Origin of the sequence: Streptomyces monomycini, from assembly GCF_022271435.1 — a bacterium.
Lineage (GTDB): Bacteria > Actinomycetota > Actinomycetes > Streptomycetales > Streptomycetaceae > Streptomyces > Streptomyces monomycini.
In genome coordinates, this window is record NZ_JAFIQY010000004.1 from 207,586 (window position 1) to 220,237 (window position 12,652).

A 12,652-nucleotide genomic window follows, 5' to 3' on the forward strand; every position below is an offset into this window, starting at 1 on the left:
TCCGCCGAGTCTAATGTTCCGCTTGCGACGGCGGAGAACGGGCCGTGCGATGTATGTCACGCGGATGGCCGTTTTGCGGCTCTGCTCCCCCAGCGGCCGCGACCTTCGACCGAAAACCTGCGCCGAGGCGCGTATGCGACCCCCCGAACGGGGCCGATCGACGCCCTGCCGGCCCACCCGGGCCCGCCCGGACGACCCGGCGCCGCCACCGCCGCGCCCCGGAAATCCCTGGGACACGGCGCCCGCCGGCCGGCCCTCCGGAACCGTCGCTCACGGAACGACCGCCACGGCGCCCCCGAGGCGCTGCGGTCACGCTGCGTGATCCACCCCGGAGCGCCGCAGGGCGTCGCAGGTGCCACAGTTGCCGTCCGTGCACACCGGACGTCACGGGAAATATCGGCAAAGTTCCGTTTTGCAAATTTGACAGGGGATTCGCGGAGGTAGAGGTAGCGCTACCCCATCCGTATCAGTTAGCCTGCGCCCAGTGATTGGTAACGGGGGGTTCCGGACGGGGCGACGGAACACACTTTCATGCGTAAGTCAATGTATTCACGCGGTGACCTCCCCAGGGCAGCCCCTCGGGTACTTGCGTCGCCAGGCGGATCGACCGGCCTCGGCGCGCAGGTGCAGGAGGCAGAGTCGATTCCTATGAATCCCAGCAGACGTCTTTCCGGTGTCTCCTCGCAGCGCATCCACTGCACACTCAACGACCTGTTAAGGCTGCGTGTCAGCACCACCGTCGCGCCGCACGTCGAAACGTTTTTCGCACTGCGGTCACTGTCCGGTCCCGGAGCGGCGGGACTGACCGAATGGCAGCTGGAGGTCTATCCGAAGCTGGGCAGGAACCTGCCGCTGCTCAAAAAACTTTCGCGGGTGTTCCCCTCCCCCGGCGCGCTGCTGCGGCTGTTGCAGGGGAAGCCCCAGGAGGTCCGGATCGCGCTGGTGCGCGTCGGGGAGTCGGTGGAGCGGCTGGCCGACGCCGTCCACGAGTTCTGGCGGGTCGCGGTGGCGCCGTACTGGTCGCGCATCCGCGGCCGCGTCCAGGCCGAGCAGGCCTCGCTGGAACGGATGCTGGCCGTCGGCGGCGTCGAGCACCTGCTGTCCAATCTGCAGGGCGGCGGCCGCTGGTCCACGCCCGTGCTGGAGCTGCCGCACGAACGGGACGAGGACGTCAGGCTGGACGGCCGGGGTCTGCTGCTGGTCCCGTCCCTCTTCCTGCCGCCGCGGCAGGGACACCTGCTGGACCTGGCCGAGCCCCAGGGACAGCGGCAGCTGCTGCTCTCGACCGGCCCGGTGCCCGATCCGGAGACGTTCTGGTCGGAGCCGGAGGAGGAGGGGCACGCCCTCGCGGCACTGGTCGGCGCCACCCGGGCCAGCGTGCTGGAGGCCCTGGTCGTCAGCCGCACCACGGGGGAGCTGGCCCGCTGGCTGGGCATCTCGGGCCCGGGGGCCAGCCAGCACACGGCGGTACTGCGCGGCGCCGGCCTGATCGCCACCCACCGCGACCGCAACACCGCCCGGCACGAACTCACTCCCCTGGGGCGGGCGCTGCTGCGCGACCGGGGAATCACCGGCCTGGACGATCCGGCCGACGACTGGCTGAACGGTCCGCTGCCCGAGCCGGCCCTCAGCCGGTGACAGCCGGCCACGACCGCCGGCGGCACGGTGTGCCGCCGGCGGTCCCTTCACGTGCGCCGCTCAGGCGGGAATGATCCGGGAGCGGCTCGCGCTGTGCGTGTACAGACGGCGGATGTCCCGGCTGATGTTCAGACGCTTCAGCCAGCGGTCCTTTCCGTCGTAGCGGGCGGCAAAGGGTTCCCGTCCGTGTACCACCTGATAATTGTCGATGAATACCGCGTCACCGGGTTCCAGAGCGACCCGGCCCGCCGCATTGCTCAGAATTTCCTGAGTGGCAATGACGGCTTCGGCGGCCTCCGCGTCCTCGCCCGACATGAAGTCGATGTCGAATCGCAGATACGGCGCGTGCGCGGGGCCGTAAAGCACCGGCCCGGTCATTCCGGCGGCCGCGGGACCGGCCCCGTCCGCCGTGTTTCCGGGGAGTGAAGTCCCGGTGTGCGAGTCGTCCGGGAAAAAGCGGAATCGAGGTTCCCGCAGCGTGCTGCGCAGAGATTCCGGGAAATCCAGCGAACCGACCCGGGTGACCGTGGTCCCCACCGCGTCGGGATTGCGCAAGCAAAGCAACGAGACGTAGTCCGCGCGGCACGGGTGGAAGACGTCCTCGGTGTGCAGCGACAGCGTCTTGGCGCTGCTGGCGCTGGTCAGCGAGGACTCCATGCCGGGCGCCGGGCAGACGTCGTGGACGATGCGCCCGTCCTGCTGGCTCTCCCAGCCGAAGGGGTCGCCCAGCGCGGTGCCGCACAGCAGCAGGGCCACTTCCTCGCGGTGGCCCGCGCCGGACTTCGCGGCGAGGTCCCACCCGCTCGGCGTGGGGGGAAGGTCGGGGTGGATCGGGAGACCGGACACGACGGTGACGTCCGACTCCTCGGCGCGCGCCTGTGCCAGGAACGCGCGCAGGCGCAGCGGCAGCGACGGCGCCGCCTCGGCGGCGCGGTCCATGGCCGCCATCGGGTCCCAGTCCTCGTCGGCGGCGACGATGCCGTCGATGAGGGCGTCGATGTTCTCCCGCTCCTCGGCGGTCAACACCAGCTTGTGCACTTTTTGCTTCTCCAGTCCTGCGAAGGCCCGAACGCGGCGGTTCAGGCCGCCGGCTGCCGCACCAGGCTCGCGGGCCGCATGTCGGTCCAGTGGGCATTGATGTAGGCGAGGCACGCCGCACGGCTGTCCTTGCCGTGGACGGTCTCCCAGCCCGCGGGGACCTCGACGAAGTCCGGCCACAGGGAGTGCTGTCCCTCGTCGTTGACCAGTACCAGGTAGCTGCCGTCCGCGTCCTCGAACGGGTTGGCCATGGTGGTTCCTTCCGGATCACGGCCCGCCGGGAACGTCGTCCGCGCGGGCGATGGAGGCGCCGGTCCGGCGCCGGGTGGGGCGGCGGTGGGGTCCGCGTGCGCCGCGGTCAGCCCGCCGCGGCCTGCCGGGCGGCGGCCAGCACCAGGTCGTTGGAGTCGGCGGTGCCGATCGTCAGCCGGATGCCCTCGTCGGGGTACAGGCGCACCTGTACACCCCGGTCCGCGCAGGCCGCGTGGAACGACGCGGCGCGCTCCGGCTCGTCCAGCCAGACGAAGTTGGCCCGGCTCTCCAGGACCCGCCAACCCTGGGCGCGCAACCCGGCCTGTACGCGGGCGCGTTCGGTGCTGATCTCGGTGATCCGCCGGTCCAGGTCCGCCTCGGCCCCGATGGAGGCCGCGACGGCCGTGTGGGCCAGCTCGCTGATGCTGTACGGCACGGACATGGCCCGTACCCGCTTGACGACCTCGGGCGCGGCCAGGCCGTAGCCGATGCGCAGCCCGGCGAGGCCGTACGCCTTGGAGAAGGTGCGCAGGCTCAGCACGTGGTGCCCCGCGCGCAGCAGATCCAGTCCCTGCGGCAGGTCTTCGGCGTCGCAGGCGAACTCGGTGTACGCCTCGTCGAGGATCACCAGCACGTCCTTCGGCAGCGACGTCAGGAAGTCGTCCAGGGCCTTGCGCCCGATCACGGTGCCGGTCGGGTTGTGCGGGTTGCACAGGATCACCACGCGGGTCCGGTCGGTCACCGCCTCCCGCATCCGCGGCAGGTCCTGCTCACCGTCGGGGGTCAGCGGCACCTCGACGCGCTCCGCGCCCGCCATGTCGGCGATGATCGGGTACGCGTCGAACGCCCGCCAGGCGTAGAGGACCTGGTCGCCGGGTTCCCGGATGTACGCCTGAAGGGCCTGGAGGGCCACGCCGACCGAGCCGCTGCCCACCATCACGGAATCGACGGAGACACCGCGCCACGCGGCGATGACCTCCATCAGGTCGTCCGCGTAGAACTGCGGATAGCGGTTGATTTCCGCGACGGAATCCGCCAGGGCCTTCTGCACCTCGGGCAGCGGCGGGTACGGCGTTTCGTTCAGCGCCAGCCGGTGCAGCGGCGTGGCGTTTTCAGTGGTGTACGGCACTACGTTCCATCCTCTTCACTCTGCCGTTTTTCCGGTCAGCCGGAAACCGGCTCCAGCTGGAAGATGACGGTGCTCGAAGGCGTGCTGTACACATGCTGCTTGGTGCACTTCCAGCCGGCCTCTTCGAAGACCGACTCCCATTCCGCACGGGTGGGGATGTACTGACCCATCAGCGCGTGCGCGGTCTCGAATCCCAGGGTGAACACGGGAAGTTCGGTCACCGCATTCGTGATGTCCCGGTGGGTGTCGGCCAGCAGGAAATACTTGAGGTTCGGGAGTTCGGTGCGGATGCTGCGCAGCAGCGCCACGCAGTCCTCCCGGGGCCAGAAGTCGTGGCCCATGAGGTAGGAGGTCATCAGCTCGACGTCCGCGAACTCCGGGTACTGGCTGAGCTTTCGGGCGTCGCCCTGGATCAGCTTCACCCGGTGCTGCATGCCGTTCTCGGCCAGCGCCTTCTCGCCGACGTCGATGGCGCCCTTGGCGATGTCGATGCCGACGCAGCGCACCGACGGGTCGCGCTTGGCGAGCTGCACCAGCCGCTCGCCGCTGCCGCAGCCCAGGTCGGCGGCGACCGAGAACTCCAGGCCGTCGAGGGCGCCGAAGAACGCCTCGTCCATGAAGACCTCGTTCACGTCGCGGCAGGCGATGCTCACCGCGGTGGAGTCCCGCCGGATGAAGTCACCGTCGCGCCCGGCGGTGTACGTCACCTCGCCCATGCGCTGGAACAGCGAGCCGTAGCCCTTCGTCAGCCACTGGAAAAGGCCCTTGGACCGGGAGAATTCCCCGAAGGTCGCGCCGCGGGTGACGCGGTCGCCGTCGACCTCCACCACCTCCGCGTACGTGAGCGCGCGGACCGTCGCCCGCAACGAGGGCTCGTGCAGCTCCTTCTGTGCCGCGTACGCGGGAATGTCGAAGGCGTCGGCACCGTCCAGTACCTCGAAGATACCGATGTCCCAGGCCGCGCTCACCGCCCAGGTGGCGATGGTCGAATTGAACAGCTCCGCAGACTTCTTGAAGCCGGTGTTTTCCCCGGTGATTGCGCCGCTCATGCTGGCCATGTCCCCCGTTCTCTGTGAAGGTTCGCGAATTCGTCCGCGCTGCCACAGCGGACGGCCGGCCGGTCCCGTTACCCACCCGTCCGCTGCTTCCAGTTGCTTACTGTCGTGTGCCGCCGACCGGGGCGCCACCTCTGTAAGCTGACGCGAAAAGAAGCAGGTCCTTCCGAGCGTCCGCGACTGCTTCGTCCCGTGTCCGTCCGCGCGGACCGGGCGGCTGTCCGGCCGTGTTCCCGGGCCGGCAGCGGAGACCGGGAGCGCAAACCGGCAGCGGAAACCGGGAGCGGAACGTGTCCCCGGTACGGCCGGGTGGAGTTTTCTCCACCCGGAAGACGGCATGTGACGCCCGTGCGCCCCCGGCCCCGTACCGGTTGACTGGCGGCACGCCGTGGACACGACCGTGCACGGACCCCAAGGCCGAGGAGGAGAAGTGCCCGTCACCGGAGTCGGCGTCGAGCAGGCCGTGACACTCAGCGCGGTGGCCAGGCTGTACGGCCGCGGCAACAGCAAGGTTCCCGCCCTGCGCGGTGTGCACTGTTCCTTCGGCCGCGGGTCGTTCACCGCGGTGATGGGACCTTCGGGCTCGGGCAAGAGCACCTTGCTCCAGTGCGCGGCGGGCCTGGACCGCCCCACCTCGGGCCGGGTGTTCATCGGCGACACCGACATCAGCGCGCTGTCCGAGACGGAGCTGACCAAGCTGCGCCGGGAGCGGATCGGTTTCGTCTTCCAGTCCTTCAACCTCATGCCGTCGCTGAACGCCCGCAAGAACGTGGCCCTGCCGATGCGGCTGGCCGGGCAGCGCCCGACCCGCGCCCAGGTGGACACCGCGCTCCAGCAGGTGGGCCTCGGCGACCGGGGCGGTCACCGGCCGGCCGAGATGTCCGGCGGCCAGCAGCAGCGGGTGGCCATCGCCCGCGCTCTGATCAGCCAGCCCGACGTGCTGTTCGCCGACGAGCCGACCGGCGCCCTGGACACCAACACCAGCCGTGAGGTGCTGGGCCTGCTGCGGTCCGTGGTGGACCACGCCGGGCAGACGGTGGTCATGGTCACCCACGATCCGGTCGCCGCCTCCTGGGCGGACCGGGTGCTCTTCCTGTCCGACGGTGCGGTGCACGGCGAACTGATGGCTCCGACGGTGGCCGCGGTGAGCGAGCACATGGCACGGCTGGGTGGCTGACGGATGCTGTCCATCGCTCTCTCCACCCTGCGCACCAGATGGGCGCTGTTCGCCGGCACCTTCATCGCGCTGGCGCTCGGCGTCGCGCTGATCGCCAGTACCGGTCAGGTCCTCGACGCCACCCGGGGCTCCTCGAAGCCCAGCAGCCCCGGGCGTTACGACGCCGCGGCCGTCGTGGTCCGGGCCGGCCAGTCCTTCACGGTCGACTTCGGCTCCGGCGGCGGCGCGTACGACCAGCGCCAGACCGCCACCTCCCCGCACCGCCTCGACCACGCGCGGCGGACCGCCGACGCGGTCCGCGGGGTGCCCGGGGTACGCCAGGCCGTCGTCGACCGTTCGCTGCCCGCCCAGGTGGTGGCCGGGGACGCCGGTGACACCACCGACCGCCCGGTCGGCCACGGCTGGTCCAGCGCCCAGCTCACCCCGTTCCGTCTCACCGAGGGGCGCGAGCCCGCCGGTGACGACCAGGTCGTGCTCGCCGCCTCGCTGGCGAAGCGCGCCGGCGCCGCCGTCGGCGACAAGGTGCCCGTGGTGACCCCGCAGGGCCGCCGGGAGATGACCGTCGCGGGCATCGCGGCGCCGCCCGGCAAGGGCGGGGTGCCCGGTGAGGCCACCGTCTTCTTCTCCGACGCCACCGCGCAGCGGCTGTCGGCCGACCCGGACCGCGCCGACGCGGTGGCCGTGCTCGCCGAGCCCGGCACGTCGGCCACCGAACTGGCCGGCCGGATCAAGGCCGTACTGCCGGACAAGTCCCTCAAGGCCGGGACCGGCGCCGCCAAGGGCGGTGACCTGACCGCCGCCTCGCGCGCCGCCGCGCTCGGCGACGTCGCCACCCTCCTCGCCGTCATGGCCGTGATCGCCGGCTTCGTGTCGATCTTCGTGGTGTCGGGCACCTTCGCCTTCGCCATCGCCCAGCGGCGCCGGGAACTGGCCCTGCTGCGCACCATCGGCGCCGCGCCGCCCCAGGTACGCCGCATGATCATGGCGGAGTCGGCGGTGCTGGGCGTGGTCGCCTCGGCCGCGGGCTGCGCCATCGGGATCGCCGGCGGCCAACAGCTCGCCTCCGTGCTGTCCTCCTTCGGCATGGCGCCCAAGGACTTCGAGGTCCCCGCGTCCCCGCCGATCCTGCTGCTCAGCTTCTTCGTCGGGCTCGGCGTGGCGCTGCTCGGGGTGTTCGCCGCCTCCCGCCGGGCCGCGAAGGTCCGTCCGGCCGAGACCATGCGGGACTCGGCGGTGGAGACCCGGGTGATGACGACCGGCCGCTGGATCACCGGCTCGGTGTTCGCGGGCATGTCGCTGCTGTTGCTGGTCATGCTGCCCCAGGCGGGCAGCGACGGCGCCGTGGTGATCTCGCTGGTGCTGACCGAGATCCTGGTCGTGACGATGGTGGCCTTCTCGCCGCTGCTGGTGCCGCCGCTGGTGCGGCTGGCGACCTTCCCGCTGGCCGCGGTCACCCGCATCACCGGCTCGCTGGCCGGTGACAACGCCCGCGCCGCGGTGCGCAGGACCGCCTCGGCGGCCGCCCCCATCCTCGTCACGGTGGCCGTCGCCGGGTCCATCATCGGCGTCACCAACGCGAGTTCGGCGACCACCGTCGCCGACGCCCGCAAGCACCTGAAGGCCGACGTGGTGGTCGCCGCCGGCGGCGGGGCGGGGCTGCCCTCCGCCGCGGTGCGCGAACTGTCCTCGGCCCCCGGTGTCCAGGCCGCCTCGCCGGTCTCCGAGACCAGCGGTTTCCTCGTCGGCTCCAGTTACGTGATGTCGAGCGGCATCGGCGCGGTGGACCCGAAGAACCTGTCCGGCACGCTGCGGCTGGACCCGGTCAAGGGGTCGCTGGGCGATCTGCGCGGCGACACGGTGGCGGTGACGAAACTGGTGGCCGGCCAGCTGGGCTGGCGCACCGGCGAAGAGGTCGACGTCTACCTCGCCGACGCCACGAAGGTACGGGTGAAGGTCGCCGCGGTGCTCAATTCGTCGGCGGGGCTGCCCCCGGTGCTGTTCCCGCAGGACACGCTGGCCCGGCACGCGCCCGACACCATGACGAACGCCGTCTACCTGTCCCTGGCGCCGGGCGCCGACCACGCCGCCGCGACGGCCGCCGCCCAGAAGGTCGCGGACGGGTACGGCGCGGCCGCCCAGAGCCGGGACAGCTGGCTGGCCGAGCGCGCCTCCGCCACGCAGGAGGAGGGCCGCATCCTGGTCCTGGTGCTGCTGGGCATGGCGATGCTCTACACCGGTATCGCCATCGCCAACACCCTGGTCATGGCGGCCGGGGAGCGGGCCGAGGGCATCACGCTGATGCGCAAGATCGGCGCGACCCGCGGGCAGGTGCTGCGCACCGTCGTGTGGGAGACGCTGACCGTGGTGGCCGTCGGCGGGGTGCTGGGTGTCCTCGCGGACGGGGTGACGATGATCGGGATGAGCCGGGCGCTGTCCGAGTCCGGCGAAGGCGCCGAGTTCCCGGTGCCGTGGCTGGAGATGGGCTCGGTCCTGGCCGGCTGTCTGATCGTCGCCCTGCTCGCCACCCTCGTACCCACCCTGCTCCAGCTGCGTTCCTCCGGCCGTACCGCGGAGGAGGACGAGGCGCCCAGCACGCGGGAACCGGTGCTGACGGGCGTGGGATGAGCCGTCCGTCCCCTCTGGACCAGCCGGTCCGGCAGCCCGCGACCCCCGCGCGGAACCTGCCGGACCGGCCTCCCGCCGGCGCCGTCCTGTCCCGGCGCCGGCCCGCGCCGGTGGGCCCGCGACCGCGGGCCCACCGGTCTCCGGCGGAGCCTTACTGTGGACCGAATGAGCTCCTCTCCCATCTGGCGGGCCGTGACCCGGAACCCGGTCAGCTTCCTCACCTCCGCCGCGCCCTGGCGTGCGCTCGGGTACCTCGCCACCTCCGGTCTGCTCGGGCTGCTCTCGCTGATCGTGCTGGGAGGTGTGGTGGTGTGCGGGCTGCTGCTGTCGGTGGCGGGGATCGGACTGGTGGTCCTGGCGGGCTCCGTCCTCCTCGGTATCCCGCTGGCCGCGCTGGAGCGGCGCAGGCTGCGGCTGCTGGAAGGGCCGCACGCCGACCGGCCGGCCAGTCCGCACCGTGCCGTGGCACGGCCGGGGCTGTGGCCGTGGCTGACCACCCGGTTGCAGGAGAGCGCGACCTGGCGGGAGTTCGGCTTCGCCATGGTGTTCGCGGTGCTGCTCTCCGTCGTGGACCTGGCCCTGCTGACCCTGGCCGGCTCGCTGGTCGTACTGATCGTCTTCCCGGTGAAGGTGGCGATCGTCTCCGGGCAGCCGGAGGCTCTGCTGCTCACCGGCCTCGGGATCGCCGTCCTGCCGGTCGCCGCTTATGTCCTGGGGGCGGCGGCCGCGGCGCAGGGCTGGTTCGTCCGGCTGATGCTGGCGCCCAAGGAGGGCGGGCAGACCGACCGGGTCGTGGAGCTGACCCGCTCGCGGGCCCGGATGGCCGACGCCTTCCAGGCCGAGCGGCGCCGGATCGAGCGGGACCTGCACGACGGGGCGCAGCAGCGTCTGGTGGCGCTGGTGATGACGCTGGGGCTGGCCGAGATGGAGTTCGGCGGTACGGAGCCGAAGGGCGGCCGGGCCGGCGAGCTGATCTCCCGGGCCCGGGGGGAGGCGAAGCAGGCGCTGGACGAACTGCGCGACCTGGTCCGCGGCATCCATCCGCAGGTCCTCACCGACCACGGCATCGCCGCGGCGGTGTCCGAGGTCGCGGTACGCTGCCGGGTGCCGGTGGACGTGGACGTGGAGCTGGCCGGGCGGCTGCCCACGCAGGTCGAGGCCACCGCCTACTTCTTCATCAGCGAGGCGCTCACCAACGTCGTCAAGCACAGCGGTGCCACGTCCGCCACGGTGCGCGGCCGGCTGACGCGGGACGGGCTGTCCGTCACGGTCACCGACAACGGCGCCGGGGGCGCCGAACTGCGCGCGGGCGGCGGGCTGGAGGGCTTGGCCGACCGGGTCGCGGTGGTCGATGGAAGACTGGTGCTGTCCAGCCCCTCTGGCGGCCCCACCGCCCTCAGCCTGGAGATTCCGTGCCAGCACAGTCACTCCGTATCGTCCTAGCCGAGGACTCGGCGCTCGTCCGTGAAGGGATCGTCGAGCTGCTGCACAAGTTCGGCCACCAGGTGGTCCGGGCGGTCGGTGACGCCGACTCCCTGATCACCGCGGTACGGGAGTGCGCCCCGGACATCGTCGTCACCGACGTACGGATGCCGCCGGGACACGGGGACGACGGGCTGCGGGCCACGACCGAGCTGCGCAAGGACTACCCGGACCTGCCGGTCCTGGTGCTGTCCCAGTACGTCGCGAACGCGTACGCCAAGGAGCTCTTCACCCCCAGCAGAACACCGCACCGCCAGAGCCGGGCCGGCCTGGGCTACCTGCTCAAGGACCGGATCGGTGAACTCAGCGAATTCGCCCAGGCCGTCGAACGTGTCGCCGCAGGAGCCATGGTGATCGACCCCCAGGTTGTCCAGCACATACTGATGGAGCGCGACCAGCGCCACCAGTACCAGCTGCTGTCCGCCCGCGAGCAGGAGGTGCTCGGGCTGATGGCCCACGGCTACTCCAACGCGATGGTGCGGGACGCCCTGAACATCAGCGACGGCGCGGTGGCCAAACACATCGGCAACATCTTCGCCAAGCTGGGGCTCTCCCCCGACGACGGCAACCGCCGGGTGCTCGCGGTCCTGGCGTACCTGCGCGACGAGTGATCCCCCGCACCCCGTCCCGCCCCGTCCCGCCCGCTGCCGGCTTCCCGCCGGCGGTGCCGTGACCCGGTTGATTTCGCGACAGCTTACGAAGGTGGCGCGCCGGGCCCGCCCGGGGGGATGGTGTCCACGCAGGCCCGTCGGACGCAGTGCGCGTGCCGGGGCCGGACCGTCCTGCCCGGCAGGCGGACCCGGCCGGTGGGCCGCGGGACCAGTACAGGGAAAGCAGGCCGAGGCGGCGTCACCGTTCGGGTGAGCCGCCGGCGCCTGTAGGGGGATTTCATGAACGTGGAAGAGCTGTCCGGGCGCCTGCCCGCGCTCGCACGCGAACACGGTGTTCCGGGCGGGCAGTTCGCCCTGCACCACAAGGGCGAGACCCGTTCCTTCGTGTTCGGCGCACAGGACGCGGCGGGCACGGTGCCGGTGACCGGGGACGCCAAGTTCCCGGTCGGTTCCATCACCAAGGCGTTCACCGCCGCGCTGGCCATGCTGCTGGTCGACGAGGGCGACCTGGACCTCGACGCGCCGGTGTCCGAGGTGCTCACCGAACTGCGGACGCCGGACACCCGCTTCGGCGCGACGACACTGCGCCAGTTGCTCAGCCACAGCGCCGGACTGCCGCCCGGCCGCGACTCGGACAGCCTGGCCGGCGCCACCCGCCGCGGCTACCTCGCCGACTGCGCCCGGATGGCGCCCATCGACACGTTCGGCTCCTCGTTCTCCTACTCCAACGTCGGCTACACCGTCATCGGCATGCTCGCCGAGCAGGCCGTACGGATGGACTGGCGCGAGGCGCTGGAGAGCTTCCTGCTGGACCCGCTGGACATCGAACCTGCCTACATCGCGGGCACTTCGGCGCGGCCGTACGTCTCCGGGCACGCGGCCCGTACCGCGCCGGCCCGCGCGGTGCCGGTCCGCCAGACCCTCCCCGCCATCGAGGCACCGGCCGGGGCGCTCGCCCTCAGCGCCCTGGACCTGCTGGCCTTCGGCCGGCTGCACACCGACGACGCGGACGGCGTGCCGGGACTGCTGGACGCCGAGGCCCTGGCCGGAATGCGCACCGGCGTGCCCGGCGCCGAGCCGTTCGGGCTCGCCGACGGCTGGGGGCTGGGCCTGTCCCTGTACCGGGCCGACGACGGCACCCACTGGACCGGTCACGACGGTACCGCCGACGGCACCTCCTGCCACCTGCGCGTCGACCCGGCGGGCGGCACCGTCGTCGCGCTGACCACCAACGCCCACACCGGCATGGCCCTGTGGGAGAGCCTGCTGGAGGAGCTGCGGCGGCTCGGCCTGGACGTGGCCAGCTACTCGTACTCCGCCTTCCGCGACCCGCGGGAGAAGATCCCGGCGCCGCCCGGCTGCCTGGGCCGGTACGTCAACGGCGAGACCGAATACCTGGTCGGCCCTGGTGACGAGGCTGGGAACGGGGACGAGCTGACGCTGCGGCTGGACGGCGAACCGTTCGCCCGGATCACCGTCCACGAGGGGCTGGAGTTCACCCTCCGGGAGTTCGCCGAGGGCGGCATGGTCTACCTCGGTCGCTTCCTGCGGCACCCCGGCACCGGCGACATCGACCAGATCCAGGTCACCGGCCGGCGCGCCCAGCGCGTCTGACACCGCCGGTCACCGGCCGGCCGCCGCTCCC

General features: G+C 71.8%; 10 protein-coding genes. 6 read left to right on the top strand and 4 right to left on the bottom strand.

Annotation, left to right across the window (positions count from 1 at the left end):
- Positions 1-648: 648 nt before the first annotated feature.
- Positions 649-1,638 carry an ArsR/SmtB family transcription factor gene (locus JXZ78_RS07325; RefSeq protein WP_050502567.1) on the top strand — a complete coding sequence of 330 codons (990 nt, stop codon included), beginning with the start codon at positions 649-651 and terminating at the stop codon, positions 1,636-1,638.
- A gap of 60 nt (positions 1,639-1,698) precedes the next feature.
- On the opposite strand, the gene JXZ78_RS07330 is transcribed toward JXZ78_RS07325, so the two are convergent.
- From JXZ78_RS07330 to JXZ78_RS07345, 4 genes are all read right to left on the bottom strand, one after another.
- Positions 1,699-2,664, bottom strand: a complete 966-nt coding sequence (locus JXZ78_RS07330) for a TauD/TfdA family dioxygenase (protein WP_372498404.1) — start codon at positions 2,662-2,664, stop codon at positions 1,699-1,701.
- Positions 2,665-2,717: 53 nt separating this feature from the next.
- Positions 2,718-2,927 carry an MbtH family protein gene (locus JXZ78_RS07335; protein ID WP_030020743.1) on the bottom strand — a complete coding sequence of 70 codons (210 nt, stop codon included), beginning with the start codon at positions 2,925-2,927 and terminating at the stop codon, positions 2,718-2,720.
- A 107-nt stretch (positions 2,928-3,034) separates the two neighbouring features.
- Positions 3,035-4,057 (bottom strand): histidinol-phosphate transaminase, encoded by a 1,023-nt coding sequence (locus tag JXZ78_RS07340; RefSeq protein WP_033038094.1) that lies wholly within the window; start codon positions 4,055-4,057, stop codon positions 3,035-3,037.
- A 35-nt stretch (positions 4,058-4,092) separates the two neighbouring features.
- A complete protein-coding gene (locus tag JXZ78_RS07345; protein WP_033038130.1) occupies positions 4,093-5,106 on the bottom strand; it encodes a class I SAM-dependent methyltransferase in 1,014 nt (337 codons plus the stop codon).
- A 436-nt stretch (positions 5,107-5,542) separates the two neighbouring features.
- Between JXZ78_RS07345 and JXZ78_RS07350 the strand changes: the two genes are divergently transcribed.
- From JXZ78_RS07350 to JXZ78_RS07370, 5 genes are all read left to right on the top strand, one after another.
- A complete protein-coding gene (locus JXZ78_RS07350) occupies positions 5,543-6,289 on the top strand; it encodes an ABC transporter ATP-binding protein (RefSeq protein WP_033038097.1) in 747 nt (248 codons plus the stop codon).
- A 3-nt stretch (positions 6,290-6,292) separates the two neighbouring features.
- A complete protein-coding gene (locus JXZ78_RS07355) occupies positions 6,293-8,914 on the top strand; it encodes an ABC transporter permease (protein ID WP_030020747.1) in 2,622 nt (873 codons plus the stop codon).
- Between the two features lie 165 nt (positions 8,915-9,079).
- Positions 9,080-10,357 carry a sensor histidine kinase gene (locus JXZ78_RS07360; protein WP_030020748.1) on the top strand — a complete coding sequence of 426 codons (1,278 nt, stop codon included), beginning with the start codon at positions 9,080-9,082 and terminating at the stop codon, positions 10,355-10,357.
- On the top strand, positions 10,327-11,007 hold the full coding sequence (locus tag JXZ78_RS07365; RefSeq protein ID WP_030020749.1) for a response regulator transcription factor: 681 nt from the start codon (positions 10,327-10,329) through the stop codon (positions 11,005-11,007). Before JXZ78_RS07360 ends, JXZ78_RS07365 begins: the two co-directional genes overlap by 31 nt.
- Before the next feature lie 279 nt (positions 11,008-11,286).
- Entirely contained in the window at positions 11,287-12,621 is a 1,335-nt protein-coding gene (locus JXZ78_RS07370) for a serine hydrolase domain-containing protein (RefSeq protein WP_050502569.1), read from the top strand.
- Positions 12,622-12,652: the final 31 nt, after the last annotated feature.

Coding starts and splice junctions, on each gene's coding strand:
- JXZ78_RS07325 (WP_050502567.1), top strand. CDS start 649: ATGAATCCCAGCAGACGTCTTTCCGGTGTCTCCTCGCAGCGCATCCAC.
- JXZ78_RS07335 (WP_030020743.1), bottom strand. CDS start 2,927: ATGGCCAACCCGTTCGAGGACGCGGACGGCAGCTACCTGGTACTGGTC.
- JXZ78_RS07345 (WP_033038130.1), bottom strand. CDS start 5,106: ATGAGCGGCGCAATCACCGGGGAAAACACCGGCTTCAAGAAGTCTGCG.
- JXZ78_RS07355 (WP_030020747.1), top strand. CDS start 6,293: ATGCTGTCCATCGCTCTCTCCACCCTGCGCACCAGATGGGCGCTGTTC.
- JXZ78_RS07360 (WP_030020748.1), top strand. CDS start 9,080: ATGAGCTCCTCTCCCATCTGGCGGGCCGTGACCCGGAACCCGGTCAGC.
- JXZ78_RS07370 (WP_050502569.1), top strand. CDS start 11,287: ATGAACGTGGAAGAGCTGTCCGGGCGCCTGCCCGCGCTCGCACGCGAA.